The sequence below is a fragment of the Chloroflexota bacterium genome, from assembly GCA_035652535.1.
Lineage (GTDB): Bacteria > Chloroflexota > UBA6077 > UBA6077 > SHYK01 > DASRDP01.
This window is the reverse complement of record DASRDP010000031.1, coordinates 1-13,670: the sequence shown is the minus strand read 5'-3', so window position 1 is coordinate 13,670 and position 13,670 is coordinate 1. Positions and strand designations below refer to the sequence as shown.

At 67.1% G+C, this 13,670-nt stretch carries 15 protein-coding genes; 4 read left to right on the top strand and 11 right to left on the bottom strand.

The window, feature by feature from the left end:
- Positions 1-13: 13 nt before the first annotated feature.
- Positions 14-1,579 (bottom strand): Ig-like domain-containing protein, encoded by a 1,566-nt coding sequence (locus VFC51_04265; GenBank protein ID HZT06221.1) that lies wholly within the window; start codon positions 1,577-1,579, stop codon positions 14-16.
- A gap of 308 nt (positions 1,580-1,887) precedes the next feature.
- On the opposite strand from VFC51_04265, the gene VFC51_04260 reads away from it, so the two are divergent.
- Positions 1,888-2,217, top strand: a complete 330-nt coding sequence (locus VFC51_04260) for a hypothetical protein (GenBank protein HZT06220.1) — start codon at positions 1,888-1,890, stop codon at positions 2,215-2,217.
- A 64-nt stretch (positions 2,218-2,281) separates the two neighbouring features.
- Here VFC51_04260 and VFC51_04255 read toward each other — a convergent pair whose 3' ends face one another.
- Positions 2,282-3,292, bottom strand: coding sequence for a 5-methyltetrahydropteroyltriglutamate--homocysteine methyltransferase (locus tag VFC51_04255; protein ID HZT06219.1), 1,011 nt, complete (start codon positions 3,290-3,292; stop codon positions 2,282-2,284).
- Positions 3,293-3,448: 156 nt separating this feature from the next.
- Positions 3,449-4,705, bottom strand: a complete 1,257-nt coding sequence (locus VFC51_04250) for a Rieske 2Fe-2S domain-containing protein (protein ID HZT06218.1) — start codon at positions 4,703-4,705, stop codon at positions 3,449-3,451.
- Between the two features lie 249 nt (positions 4,706-4,954).
- On the opposite strand from VFC51_04250, the gene VFC51_04245 reads away from it, so the two are divergent.
- On the top strand, positions 4,955-5,230 hold the full coding sequence (locus tag VFC51_04245) for a hypothetical protein (protein ID HZT06217.1): 276 nt from the start codon (positions 4,955-4,957) through the stop codon (positions 5,228-5,230).
- On the opposite strand, the gene VFC51_04240 is transcribed toward VFC51_04245, so the two are convergent.
- The 4 genes from VFC51_04240 to VFC51_04225 all read right to left on the bottom strand — a co-directional run bounded on the left by VFC51_04240 (position 5,204) and on the right by VFC51_04225 (position 8,315).
- Positions 5,204-6,958, bottom strand: coding sequence for a thiamine pyrophosphate-dependent enzyme (locus VFC51_04240; protein ID HZT06216.1), 1,755 nt, complete (start codon positions 6,956-6,958; stop codon positions 5,204-5,206). The two genes, VFC51_04245 and VFC51_04240, sit on opposite strands and share 27 nt — an antisense overlap.
- 315 nt (positions 6,959-7,273) lie before the next feature.
- Complete coding sequence (locus VFC51_04235) at positions 7,274-7,759, bottom strand: hypothetical protein (protein ID HZT06215.1); 486 nt, start codon at positions 7,757-7,759, stop codon at positions 7,274-7,276.
- Positions 7,759-8,091 (bottom strand): DUF5615 family PIN-like protein, encoded by a 333-nt coding sequence (locus tag VFC51_04230; protein ID HZT06214.1) that lies wholly within the window; start codon positions 8,089-8,091, stop codon positions 7,759-7,761. The genes VFC51_04235 and VFC51_04230 overlap by 1 nt, the downstream gene beginning before the upstream one ends.
- A gap of 5 nt (positions 8,092-8,096) precedes the next feature.
- The gene (locus VFC51_04225; protein HZT06213.1) at positions 8,097-8,315 is read right to left on the bottom strand and encodes a DUF433 domain-containing protein; all 219 of its coding nucleotides are present in this window, start codon (positions 8,313-8,315) and stop codon (positions 8,097-8,099) included.
- Positions 8,316-8,639: 324 nt separating this feature from the next.
- On the opposite strand from VFC51_04225, the gene VFC51_04220 reads away from it, so the two are divergent.
- Positions 8,640-9,197 (top strand): hypothetical protein, encoded by a 558-nt coding sequence (locus tag VFC51_04220; GenBank protein HZT06212.1) that lies wholly within the window; start codon positions 8,640-8,642, stop codon positions 9,195-9,197.
- A gap of 9 nt (positions 9,198-9,206) precedes the next feature.
- On the opposite strand, the gene VFC51_04215 is transcribed toward VFC51_04220, so the two are convergent.
- Complete coding sequence (locus VFC51_04215; GenBank protein HZT06211.1) at positions 9,207-10,526, bottom strand: ATP-binding protein; 1,320 nt, start codon at positions 10,524-10,526, stop codon at positions 9,207-9,209.
- A 129-nt stretch (positions 10,527-10,655) separates the two neighbouring features.
- Here VFC51_04215 and VFC51_04210 point away from each other — a divergent pair, with 129 nt between their 5' ends.
- On the top strand, positions 10,656-11,126 hold the full coding sequence (locus VFC51_04210; GenBank protein ID HZT06210.1) for a RidA family protein: 471 nt from the start codon (positions 10,656-10,658) through the stop codon (positions 11,124-11,126).
- On the opposite strand, the gene VFC51_04205 is transcribed toward VFC51_04210, so the two are convergent.
- The 3 genes from VFC51_04205 to VFC51_04195 all read right to left on the bottom strand — a co-directional run.
- Complete coding sequence (locus VFC51_04205; GenBank protein HZT06209.1) at positions 11,123-11,590, bottom strand: DinB family protein; 468 nt, start codon at positions 11,588-11,590, stop codon at positions 11,123-11,125. The two genes, VFC51_04210 and VFC51_04205, sit on opposite strands and share 4 nt — an antisense overlap.
- Positions 11,591-11,679: 89 nt before the next feature.
- Positions 11,680-12,756 (bottom strand): alpha-hydroxy acid oxidase, encoded by a 1,077-nt coding sequence (locus tag VFC51_04200; protein ID HZT06208.1) that lies wholly within the window; start codon positions 12,754-12,756, stop codon positions 11,680-11,682.
- 5 nt (positions 12,757-12,761) lie between these two features.
- On the bottom strand, positions 12,762-13,670 hold a 909-nt coding region (locus tag VFC51_04195; GenBank protein ID HZT06207.1), incomplete at its 5' end, for a UbiD family decarboxylase.

Genomic DNA, 13,670 nt, shown 5'->3' with positions numbered 1-13,670 from the left:
ATCCAGCACCGTGCTACGGCGAGTACGCCAGGAGGGTTGGCGGGCCCTCGACCTGGTCGGGCCATGGCGCTGTGGCCAGCACCCAGAAGTCATGGGTGGACGGGGAGAGAGCCGGCGACCGATACATGAATTGGCCATCGTCGTTCGCGACAACGCTTCCCAGGTAATTCCCGTGGTCGGAGATGTGGACGCGTGCACCGGGGACCGTCTGGCCGACCAGCGCCATCGTCCCGCCCCACGTCGGGATGTAGGAGACCTTCGGCATATTGGGGATGAGCCAGAAGGGCTGGGACCAGGCCGTTCGCCCGTCGGCCATCGTCGCTTCGACGCGGATCCATCGCTCTTTCCCGTTTGGCCGGTAAGCCGCCCACGAGGGCGGACCCTCGGAGACCACGTTGCCGTCCTGATCGATGAAGCGGATCACCGACGCCTCGGGACTCACAGCGGTGATGGCGTCCTTGAGCACCCCTAGGACGCTGAAGCTCGGCCCATTGCTGGCATACAAAGCGCCCTTCTCGATGGAGCGCTTGATCGAGGCTTCGGTGAGCTGCGGGCTCTTGACCATGACCCAGCCCTTGTCGATCATGGAGGGATCGTGGGAGTCGTCCACGGCCACGGCCCAGATCCGGCTCGCCCACCCCTTGGCATTCAGCGCGTCTTGCCACAGCTGCGTGTTCCGAGCCTGGCGCTCCGCGGTTGTCGTCGCAACGGCATTGAAGATCTCGAACCCGAGATAGCCGTGGAGGTTCTGAAAGTCGATCCCCTTCCATCCGACCTGCCAGTCGGGGTGCGCCAGGATCGCGAAGCCGCCGTTCCCATCGATGGCGTCGATGCGATCCTGGGGCGGCAGATCATTGGGAACGGTGGTGGTTGTGAATGACGCGGTAATGTGCCCCTTTTCGGACGTGCTCTCGAACCCAGGGATCGCGACAAATGTCCCGTCGTTCACCTCGGTCGGATTCGAGACGACGTCGTGGTCTGTCAGGACCACGAACTGATACCCGTGCCGCTTGTACTCGAGAGCGTCCTGGGCGGGGGGCAAGCTGTTCCATCCGTCGAACGAGTTCGTCGTGTGCATGTGGAGCTGGCCCTTTCGGAATGAGCCGGCGTTCGCGTACGGATTGTCGATGATGAACGGGGTCGACCAGGTCTCCGCGACCTGCACGATGATGCTCTGCTCCACGACGGGGGCGTGGGCGTCGTTCAGCGAACGGGCGAGGATGCGATGGAACCCCGGCGACGGGTCAGACCAGAGGTACCGCCAGCGGCCTGGCTCAGTCGCATCGAGGTCCGCGGGCTTCCAGTCGTTCGATCCATCGATGGAGACTTCTACCGGATCCGGGTCTCCGTCATTTGGATCGACCGCTGTCCCTTCGACCAGGACCAGGTCTCCGTCGCCGACGACTGCCGAGTCGGTCGGGCTCGTGATTCGAAGCGGGCCAGATTGCGGGTCGAAGAAGCTCGCGAGCGCGCGGTCGCGCACGCCGAAGAGGTCGCCGAGGAACGGCAGGGCGAGCACCACGACGAGGATGAAGCCGATCGTCGGCTGCCGGACCATGCCCGGCCGACGCAACGCCATCGGACGCCGCCGGCGAAGGGGACGCTCGATCACAAACGTTCTCGGGCTGAAGAATTCGATGGGCTCAATACTATCACAAAATTAAGATGCATCTAAGAAGTTGCCATTTGGGAGGAACAACTCGAACCACGACCGCTCGCGTGCTTGCTCTGCCAATCGGCTATTGCGGGAGTGATCTCGGAGGCCGGTCCCGAGTGTCCACACAACCTGCGACGTGCGCGCGTTCCGCATCAGCGCGCATTTCAGCCGGCCATGTTGAGTCAGTCGCTCTCGCCTTGGGAGACAGGCTCGGTCGTAGACGGCACGAGGTGAACACGTGGGATGGCCACACGCTCGCCCACTTCGACGCGGACGGTTTCAGACCAATCCAGGTAGCCCTCTGCCGCGAGCGTCACGGTGTGGTCGCCCGGTCGGAGACGCATCTACCCTCAAGCCTCTCTCTCGTTCGCCGACAAGCGGGCGCCTACCATCGTTGCGCCCACCGCGGGGCGTCGCTGCTCTCTGGCGTGATCCGCGACCCGACCCGCGCCCTCGCCGACACGAACTTCGACGCCGCCCGCGATTTGCACGGGCGCGCGACCTGGCCGGACAGAGTCCTGGTAGATCCGAGACGCAACGCAGCGGTCTTTGCCGGATAGCGTTCCACCGTGAGCGGACGAGCGGCCGCTGGGCTCGCCTGGCAGTGCGGGTTTCGGCGCTGCGTCAGACCGCGAGGCGCACCTCTCGAGCGGCGAGGACCACGAGCGCCGCCTTCTGTCTTGCCATCTCGCGGCTGAGCGTCATCAGGCCGCAGTCGGGCGCGACGAGCAGATGATCGGGCTCGACGTAGTCGAGGGCGGCCCGGATTCGGCTGGCGACGACCTCCACCGGCTCGAGGGGCGAGTCTCCCGGGTCGACGCAGCCGAACATGATGAGACGCCCGGCGCACCGCTCGAGGATCGCCGGGTCGTAGCCGCTCCGCGCGAACTCCAGGGAGAATCCGCCGATCCGCGTCTCCATCAGCGCGTCCAGCAGCTCTGGGTATTCATATTCGTGCTGCGGGTCGCCGGTGCCGGGATATCCGTAGCACAGGTGGACGATGGTCGGGACCGTGATACCCTCGAGGCAGCGATCGAGCGCGCGGGCACCATACGCGCGCACCTTCTCGTGGTACCGCGTCATTGCGGGCTCGTCGATCTGGAGCACGTCGCAGCCCGCCGCCTGCATGTCGAGCAGCTCGAGGTTCAGCGCGGTCGCCAGGTCCATGGCGAGCGCGGCTTCGTCGCCGTAGAACTCGTCGACCGTCGTATCGACGACGGTCATGGGGCCGGGGACGGACATCTTCAGGGGCAGCTCGGTGTGGGCGCGGGCGAACTCGACCTCGCTGATCATGCTCCGCTGCCCGCGTCCGATGCGTCCCACGATTCGTGGGACCAGCCGGGCATTTCCGACCTTGCGGCGAATCTCCCGCATCCGCCGGTTCACGAGATCGACGCCATCCAGCCCGCCGAGCAGGTGGTTGATGAAGCCGACCCGGCGCTGCTCGCCGTCGGTCACGAGGTCGAGCCCCAGCATCGCCTGCTCGTGCAAGGAGAGGGCCGTGGCGTCATCCTGGGCTTCTCGGAGCGCGCCACCCTCGAGGAGAAAGACGATATCGTTGCGCTCGCGCCTGCCGAGCCACCCGGGGCGCGGGAAGCTGCCAACAGTCGTCGCGGCGACTGGCGGGAGATCCATGGACTATTGTCCGTCCGACGGGCCGACTGGGCTAGCAGCATTCAAAAGCCGTTCTCCCAGAGCCTGTCCGAAGGACTCCGTCTGCAGTTCGACCAGCGTGCCCCGAGCGTAGCCCAACGGCTCACGATGATCGGGCCCGGCGACGGCATCAGCCGGCTACCGAGGCGCGCGGGCCAATCCAGCACCCGCCACGGCGGCATCGCGCGTCAGGGTGAGGTGCGGGAACGCGGCCCGCCAATCGGTGCCGTCGATGACGCGCGAGAACGTGTCGATGTGGCCATGTTGGTCGTGGCCCGCGTCGGCGATGAGGTTGGGCGGCTCGGCCCCATTGGCGCACGCGCGCACCGTGCGGAGCAGATAGTTGCGGACCGCGATCACGGCCCTGTCGCTCGCCCCCAGATGCTCCCGGCTACGGTCGTAGATCGGACCCATGGTCTCGGTGGCGCACGAGTCGTGGATCACGAAGTTGGACCCCATCCCGGTGAAGTTCACCGTGCGCTGAAGCTCGCGGTCCTGAAGGTAGTGATTCGCCTTGTTCCGCACCTTGTGGTAGTCGGCCGTCCAGAACTGCTCCTGCATCAACCGGTTGCGCTCACCGACGTTCAGGTCCAGATTGAAGCGCCACGAGTGCTCGTCGTCCCCGGCAGGCACGTACATGTGGACGCTGCCGGTGCCGCCGGCCGGGATCCAACACAGCATGGGCATCACGATGCTGGATACGCGCACGTACGTTCGGCCCGGCCCGGCGTCCCGAAGCGCGACCAGGCGCATGCCGAAGTCGGTCTCTTCGGTCACATACTCGCGCATGGGGTTGCGGTAGTAATCGCGCATGTGGCCGGTGGCCTCGAATTGCCAGTGGAGATATTGCAGGTGCGTGGTGTCACACTCGCCCTCGACGCCCTGCAGGTAGTTGCACTCCTGTAAGGTCTTCGTCGCCTGGGTGCTGCCCGCCGGCGCGGTCGTGAACTCATACGCGGGAAAGAGCGGCATCCGATCGGGCGGCCCCATGTACGCGAACACCACCCCCGCAGCCTCTCGCGTCGGATACGCCGTATGGTGGAGCTTCTCCTTGAAGCGGCTGCCCGCTGGCTCGGCCGGCGTGTCCACGACGTTGCCGTCCACGTCATACTTCCAGCCGTGGTACACGCAGCGCAGCCCGCACTCCTCGTTGCGCCCGTAAAACAGCGACGTGCCTCGGTGGTGGCAGTGCTCGTCGAGGAGGCCGACGCGCCCCTCGGAATCGCGAAAGGCGACCAGCTCTTCGCCCATGAGGCGGACCTGCACCGGCGGACAATCTGGCTCCGGGATCTCTTCGGAGAGCAGCGCGGGAATCCAGTACCGACGAAACAGGTCGCCCATGGGTGTGCCCGCGCCGGTGCGGGTGAGCAGCTCGTTCTCTTCTTTGGACAGCATCGATGGCCTCCAGTGCGACGGCGGGTGACCGGGATAGTACCGGGCGGGCCGCGGTCGTGCCAACTCCTGCGCGGCGCGGGTCCGGCGCTGCCTCGCCTCGGACGCGGGATGGGCGCAGCCCTGGCTGCACACGCCCGCCGGGTCGGTTCACCGGCCCGTAACCTCTGGCTACGAGCGCGGCAAGCGCTGGCAACGAGGATCTTTGTGCCAGTGTGGATCCAAGTCCGCCGGCGTGGGCCTTCCGCGTCCATGAGCTCGAGCCGCGCGTCGCCATCCGATTGGGCACATCGTGGCTGCGTCACGGTGATGGCGGCCGCGGGCTGCGGAATCGCCGTGTACCTGTCGCTGTACCAAGTCGGCTGGAGCGCTGGTGTTTGGGGCCCGATCTTCGGCGACGGAACCGGGCGCGTGGTCCGATTCCGGCATCTCCGTCGGTACGGTATACGCGGAGACCCGCACGTCCTCGATCGGCGCCTCGGCACGGGCGGCCATCGTGCGTCAGACCAGCTCACGGACCCGATCTGAGAGGACGGTGAGCGCGATCTTCTGGCGATTCGGCTCCCCTCGGATGAGCGATTCGGCGAACTTGACGGCCTGGTCGCGGGTGACCTTCGCCGGCATGGGGGGCTCGAAGGGATCGACCACGGCTTCGACGATGGTCGGGGCGCGCACGGCGAGCGCCTCGTCCAGGATGCGCCCGCAATCGCGGGGCTCTTCGATCCGGAACCCGACTCCGCCGCAGGCCTCCGCGAACTTCACGAAGTCGATGGGCTGGAGGTCGCACCCGAATTCGGGATTCCCGAGGAACACCATTTGCTCCCACTTGATCTGGCCGAGGGTGTTGTTCCGCACGATCACGATCTTCACGGGGAGCTGGTACTTGACGCAGGTCGCGAATTCGGCCATCAGCATCGAGAACCCGCCGTCGCCGACGAACCCGATGCACTGCCGGGCCGGATGCGCGATCTGGGCGGCGATGGTGTAGGGCAGCCCATTCGCCATGGTCGCGAGATTCCCCGAGAGGGAATACATCTGGCCGCGCTTCGCGCGAATCGCCCGAGCGAACCACGTTGCGATGGTGCCGCTGTCCGACGATACGATCGCGTCGTCCCGTAGTCGATTCCCCAGCTCCCAGGCGACGACCTGGGGCTTCATCGGGACGGCGTCGCTGGTCCCGCGCTCTTCGACCAAGCGCCACCAATCGCGCATCCCATCCTGGGCTTTCTTGAGGAAGCCGCGGTCCTCCTTTCGTCGCAGCAACGGCAGCAGCGCGCGCAGCGTGTCGCGCGCGTCGCCGACGAGCCCGATCTCGGCAGGGTAGCGCAGCCCGATCCGCATCGGATCGAGGTCGATCTGTACGGCGCGGGCCTGGCCGGGCTTGGGCATGAACTCGATGTACGGGAACGACGACCCGACGATCAGCAGCGTGTCGCACTGCTCGAGGGCCTCCTGGGACGGAGCGGTCCCCAGCAGCCCGATGCTGCCGGTCGTGTACGGGCTATCGTCCGGCACCGCGGCCTTCCCGAGGAGCGGCTTCACGATGGGCGCGGCGAGGGCCTCGGCCGCGTCCTCCAGCTCGCCGGCGGCGCCGAGCGCCCCGCGCCCCGCAAGGATGGCGACGCGTGAGCCCGCGTTCAGGAGCTGCGCTGCCCGTTCCAGGGTTGCCCCATCGGTGACCGGCGCAGGCCGCGCGTAGACGTCAGACGTGTGGTTGGGGACGTTTCGGTGGGTGTGCTCCTTCCGCTTGGCGGCCGCTTCCTGCAGATCGGTGGGGAAGGTGATGTGCGCCACGCCCCGATACGCCAGCGCCGTCCGGCAGGCCAGGTCCGCCAGGTTCTCGACGTGGGACGGACCCATGACGCGCTGGTTGAACACGGCGACGTTCTCGAAGAGCTTGTCCAGCTCGACATCCTGCTGGGTGTGGGTCCCAATGAGGTCGTGGTACGCCATCCCCGTGAGAGCGAGGACCGGCTGGCCGTCCAGCTTGGCGTCGTAGAGGCCGTTGAGCAGGTGGATGCCGCCCGGTCCGGAGGTGGCGAGGCAGGCGCCGAGCTTGCCCGTGTACTTTGCATAGCCGCACGCCATGAACGCGGCCGCCTCTTCATGGCGGACCTGCACGAAGCGCACGTCCTTCTGGCGCTTGCGAAGCGCTTCCATGATGCCGTTGATGCCGTCGCCCGGCAGTCCGAAGATCACGTCGACGCCCCAGTCGTGGATCGCATCGATGAGGACGTCCGCCGCGGTATCCGCCATGATTGCGCTCCCGAGTCCCCTCATTGCGCGAAGCGGGGGACGACCCAGAGTCTCGCGCGGGAGGGTGGCCGGCGCCGTGGAACTCGGTGAACGCTCCGTGAACGCGCGGCGCACGCGCTCGCGCACGGCCCGAGGCGCGACGAGGAAGGGCTTGGCCTTACGCCGTGCTGCGCGCTATCACGACCTCGTGTGCCGGCGATATCGTGGCTGAGCGTGGTCCGCCACGAGGACGTGGTGTCGGCGCACGACACCACGAAAGGGCCCTCCGCTTTATTCTTGACGAGCCCCTTCCCGAGCGATTGTTGAAGCTATTGGTCAGATGGCGTATGACCCAGATTGACGCGGCTGTGATCCGGCCGGAGAGCGCATGACTCTTATCCTGAACCATGACGAGGTGGCCAGCCTCTTCGACATGGACGTCGCGCTGGCCCTCCTCGAGGATGCATACCGGAGCCGGGCGAGGGTCCGGCCGCCATCCGTCCCCGCGCTCATAGTTTCCTGGGTACAAAGCTTCCGGACACCTCGTACACGTTCAAGTCGTTCGAGGGAGGCCTCGAGCGACTGGGCGTGATGGCCCTGCGCATCAGCTCCGAGCACCATCGCCTGACCCAGCGTGGCGAGCGCGTACTGGCGCTCGTAGTCGGCGGAACTCCCAAGGATCCAGCCTGTGCCGCCATAGGTCGGGGTCGGGTCTTTGACGACGCCGTCTGTGGGCGCGGGCGGAGCCGTCTGGCCGGTCATGGCGGCGACAATGAGGTTTTCGAGGCCTTTCTCGGTCGTGTCGGTGGGTGGGGAAGCCATCAGGCCCGTATCTCCACGACGCCCGATCCCTCATTCAGCCTGACGATGGCCCGAGAAAGTGCCCGGGCGAACCAATCCAGGAGCGTTACCCGCCGCGTGTTCCCGATGCGGACCCATAGGACGGCTGGGCCATCGTCGCCGGCGCCGCGCCGGACCGCGAAATCCTCGTCCTTCGTCACGATGACCGCACCTATCGACACTGCGTAGTCCCAGATTGCCCGGTCGGTAGCCTGCAGCATCCCGACATCCACGACATGTTTAGCCTCGTGTCCCTGACCCGCCAGCCAACGGGCTAGCGCCGGCGGGAGCTGAGCATCGATGAGAAATCGCACTCAGGCTACGTCAGGACAGCGTGATCCATCTGGCGGGCCGCGTACTCGAGCGCGGCGTCGATGTCCTCGGACTCCAGGTACGGGTAATCCGAGAGAATCTCTTCCCGGGTTGCGCCCGCAGCGAGCAGCTGGAGGACGTCGGACACGCGAATGCGCAGGCCTCGGATGCAAGGCCTGCCCCCGCACGTGTCTGCGTCGATAGTGATGCGATGCAGCTCGCTCATGTCCGCTTCGTTCAGCGCAGTCGTTCTGGCGGCATTATAGGGCCGTACTGGGAAGGTCAGTCAGACGCCTCCTCCGGGGCGAGATCCTCGAACGCATCGCCTTCTGTCCGCTCGTCGAAGGCCCCGTCCGGCTCCGGCTCGTGCGGGCCCACAGGAAGCCGGGCGGCGGCTTCGCGGACGTCGAGCTTGTCGGTTCAAGGCCGTACCGCTCCCCGGTCATCGTGGAAGGCGAGCCGTCCCCCGTTGGCCTCGGGACACGTCGGCCCGCCGCCACAGCGGCGCTAGCGCCGGGTGCGTCGTACAATTTCCCCGGAACGATCTGCGATGATGATGAAACGCGTCTTGGCTCTCTGCGCGCTCGGCGCCGTCGCGCTGCTCAGCGCGTCCGCCTGCTCCCCCGGAACCGCCATCGGGATCATCCGGCAGGAGCTGCAATCCCAGTCGACCCCGGAGCCGGAAGCGTCGCCCGGCCCCGCGCAGCGCGGCGACGGATCCGCCGAAGCGATGATCCAGGCCGTCATTGCCCGCGCGAACTTCGAGCAGGAGACGGCGCTCGCGTCGAAAGACCCTTCGATCATGCGGGACACCGCCACGGACCGGTATCTGCGAGAGATGACCCAGACCAATCAAGACCTGGCGGACAACAACGTCACCGCTATCAAGCTGATCGGTCTCGAGTGGGGGACGATCACCGTTCGCGGAAACGTGGCGCTGGCCACGACGTACGAGACGTGGTCCACCACCTTTGCCGATGGGCGCACGGTGCAGTCGCGTGACCGCAACGACTACCGCCTGGTGCAGCAGAACGGAGCCTGGAAGATCGACGGGGACACGCACCCGGATACCAATGGTCCGCTGCCGCCCGGCTCGCGCCAGGTCTGACAAACGGGACTATGGAAGCGCCAGCTCCCCGACCAGCGCATCGATGAACTGGCGCGCCGAGCGGCCCGACCTGCCCCGCTGGCGCTGCGCCCATGCCAGCGCCCTGCGGTCCAGCTCATCCTCGGCGAGCAAGACACCCCGCTGAGTCGCAAGGGCGCGAACGATCTGCAGGTAGCGGTCCTGGTCCGCCGCGCTGAACGTCACGCGAACCCCAAACCGATCGGCGAGAGAAAGCTTCTCCTCCATCGTGTCGAAGGCGTGGACGTCGTCGTCGAGGGCCGATTCCCGGTCGCGGAAGCGCTCTCGCACGAGGTGACGGCGATTCGACGTGGCGTACAGGATCACGTTTTCGGGCCGAGCCTCGATCCCACCCTCGAGGACGGCCTTCAGCGCTTTGTAGTGGGTCTCCTGCTCCTCGAACGACAGATCGTCGACGTAGATGATGAAGCGCTCGCGCCGATCTCGAAGGGCCCCAATGACCTCGGGGAAGGTTTCCAGGTCCTCTTTCGACACTTCCACCAGGCGCAGCCCGCGGTCGCCGAATTCGTTGAGCAGCGCCTTGACCGTGGATGACTTCCCGGTGCCGCGCTCGCCGTAGAGGAGCACGTTGTTCGCCGGAAGCCCCGCCGCGAAGCGCTCGGCGTTCTTGACGACGGGCTCGCGCTCGCGTTCGTAGCCGACCAGGTCGGCGAGGCGGACCGGATCGGGACGGTCGACACCCACCAGGGAGCCGCGCCCGCCGTTCCGGATCCAGCGGAACGCGCGGAAACGGCCGAAGACGCCGACCCCGGCCGCGGCGTAGGCGCCGGCCAACAGGTTTGTGAGGGTGGTCCAGTCGCCAGATGCCGCCAGCGTGCGCTTGAAGGCTCGCGCCTCGGGGCTGTGGATCGCCGGCCCGCGCGCAAGGGGGCGGAATCCCGCCCACCCGGCGGATGAGACGTCTCCGAGGGTGCTGAAGGCCTGGGCCGCCAGCATCCCGCCGCCGTCGCGGTAGAGGGTCTGCAGGAGCCCCAGCTCGCGGCTCGCCTGGCGGTGCAGGCCCTCGCCCATCTCCTCCGGCGCAACGCGCTCGGCCTTCTTGCTGAACGCGTTCTCCGACGTGAGGATGCGATCCAGGAGGTGGTTCTGCCAGGGATCGCCGATCATCTCCTCGGGGTACAGCTCGGCCTCCTCGATGAGGAGTGCGACGAGCCGGGCCGCCGGCGCCTGCGCCGGCTCGGCGACGAGCGCGCGCACCGCGCGCCCGATCGGGTCGTCGAACACGTCCTGAAACAGGGCCAGGCCGTCGAGCGCGCGACGCAGGCTCCGTCGGTCGGGCAAGGCGGCCATTTGCGCTCCAGAGCACGCACAAGGATCGAATTGGGGGACGCGGGCGGTCTGGCGCTATTGTAGACGGACCTATCGGAATCGAGCAGGACTCGGTGGTACAGTGAGCGGATCCTGTGGGGAGGTGAGACGATGGGCGCCGAAGCACGCCTGACGGAGCTGGGGATCGTGCTTCCCAAGCCCGTGGAGCCAGTCGCCAACTACATTCGGGCGCGGCGCGTGGGAAACACCGTATTCGTCTCCGGGCACGGCCCCGCCGCCGACAGCAGCGGGAAGCGCCCGATCGGCAAGGTTGGCCGCGAGCTGACGCTCGAACAGGGTTACCAGGCGGCCCGACTCGTGGGGCTCAACCTGCTCGCGAGCCTCAAGGCGGAGATCGGCAGCCTCGACCGCGTGAAGCAGATCGTGAAGCTGCTCGGCATGGTGAATTGCGCGCCTGGCTTCGATCAGACGCCGCGCGTGATCAACGGCTGCTCCGACTTGCTGGTCGAGGTGTTCGGCACGGAGATCGGCCAACATGCCCGCTCGGCAGTGGGCATGGCCGAGCTGCCCAGCTCGATTCCTGTCGAGATCGAGATGATCGTCGAGGTCGAGGCGCGCTAGCCGGCCCGGACCGCCGCGATCTCCGAGGCGTGCATGCCAACGTGCTGCGCGATGTGCGTGCACAGCGCTTCGAGGGTGGTGCGGCCCCAGCGCGGGTGGTCGAAGGCTTTGTCGAAGTCGCTCTCGCTCGCCGTGCGCAGCAGCGAGAGCGTTGCCTCGTGTTGATCGCGCAATTCGTCGCGGAGCTGCTTCACGGACCAGCCTCGCCTCGCGGCAACCTGGCGCGCGTTGTACGCGTCGATGACTTCCGGCGGGTTCCAGGATCCGCCCTCCAGCGCGCAGCGGATCTGTCCCTGGGTGCGCTCCTCGATCGTGCTGAGATGGGCGAGCGTATCCTTCCCCGACCACCCCTCGTTGGAGCTGGCACGGAGCAGCTCGGTCTCCGTGAGGGCGTCGAGGGTTCGGTCGAGGTCCGCGTAGGTTTGCGCGACAGCCTGAACCGCTACGTCTTTCTTGGTTGCCACGAGTCGCCTCCATCCATCTACTCTCGGCCGACACCATTGTTTCGCAACGGGTGTCGCGCGCTCAAGTCGCGCCGAGGCAATTGTCGCGGTCAGTGCACCAGGTCTGGGCCGACGTCCCAGATGGAGGGGCAGCCGCAGAGCGCGAGCGCGCGGTCCAGCTCCTCCCGGAGCAGGTCGAGGACCGAGCGTACGCCCGCCTCGCCGCCCACGGCGAGCCCCCAGATGGCGGGCCGGCCGATGAGGACCGCCCGCGCCCCCCGCGCCAGCGCCTTGACGACATCCGTGCCCCGGCGGATGCCGCCGTCGATAAGCACCTCCGCCCGACCAGCGACCGCGTCCACCACCGCCGGCAGGACGTCGATGGTCGGGGGCGCCGTGTCGAGCTGGCGCCCGCCATGGTTCGACACGATGATCCCCGCGGCTCCCCGCTCGACGGCTCGCGCCGCGTCGTCGGCGCGCACGATCCCCTTGACCAGCAGCGGCAGGGAAGAGACCGAGCGGAGCCAGTCGACGTCTTGCCACGTGAGGGACGGATCGATGAGGGAAGCGAAGTAAGCGGCCAGCCCCGAATCCGCCGCAGCCGGTAGCTCGTCCATCCCTGTGGGAGCAAGATTCCCGGCGCGAAGGCCGTCGGGCAGCCGAAATCGGTTGTGCACGTCGCGCTCCCGTCGGCCCAGAACGGGAGCGTCGACCGTGAGCACCAGCGCGCTGTACCCGGCCGCCTCTGCGCGGCGGATCAGATCCTCGGTCGCCGATCGGTCGCGATACACGTAGAGCTGGAACCACCGGGGCCCGGATGCCGCCTCGGCGATCTCCTCCAGACTGGCGTTGGACAGCGTACTGGCGACCATGATGGTGCCCGCGGCCCCGCAGGCGCGAGCCGTCGCCACCTCTCCGTCGGGGTGTGCGAGGCCCTGGAACGCCGTGGGGCCGACGAGAATGGGCATGGAGACGGGGTGACCAAGGACCCTGGTGGTGACGTCCCGCGTCGACACGTCGCGGAGGACGTGGTAGCGGAGGGAGATCCGATCGTAGGCCGCGTGGTTTTCGCGGAGCGTGACCTCGTCGCTGGAGCCGCTCGCGAAATAGTCCCAGGCGAGGCGCGGCAGCAGCCGCTCCGCAGCCGCCTCGTACTCGAATAGATTGACGAAGCTCGTGTCGCCCAAATGCGTCAGCCGATGAGCTTCGAGCCGAAGAAGACGGGCGCCAGGGCGCGCACGATGTCGAGGCTTTCCTCGGCGGCGAAATCTTCCAGCCGGAGCTGCGGGTTGATGGGACGAATGCGCTCGAACTTGGATCGCGCCTCCCCATCCGTCGGCGGAGGAATGGTAGCGTCGATCAGCATCTTCGACCCGCGACGCTGCCAGAGCGGAGTCCCCGCGGCGCCGATCTCCGGCAGGGACGCATCCATCGCGTGGTTGTGGGTATTGGGGATGATGGCGACGTCTTCCTGCGGGTTGACTCGAGTGGCCAGCGCCCACAGGAGCTCCGAATGGTTGAAGATGTCCACGTCCCGGTCCACGGCGATCGCGATCTTCGGATGCTGGTACTCGGACGAGAGCGCTGCCATGAGGAGGTTCTTGGCCTCACCGTAGTACCGTGGGGTCATCTGGATCGCGAGCCCGAATATGCCCGGGAGCGCCATGACGTTGTGGAGGTTCGGTCCGCCGCCCACGTCCATGAGGCGCCGGTAGATCGTCGCGCTCATCGGGATCTTGTGGAAGACGCAGCCTTCCATCTCGGAGCCGTTCTGGAGGTTCTTGAAGATGGCGTCGTGGCGGCGGGTCATGCACTGGTATTCGATGACGGGGTTGCGCCCGGTGCCGGTGACGTAGTAGTCCTGGAATTCGGAGAACGGCCCCTCCTCCTCGCGCACGTGCGGCGGGACCAGGCCTTCGAGCACGATCTCCGCGTCAGCCGGGACCTCCAGGTCGACCGTCTCGCATTTCACCAGCTTGACCGGGTTACCCAGGTAGCCGCCGGCGATCTCGAACTCGTCCACACCGTAGGCGGTAGTCGTCGAGGCGGCGGCGTAGTACAGCGGGTAGTGGCCGATGAACACGGCGATGGGCATCGGCTC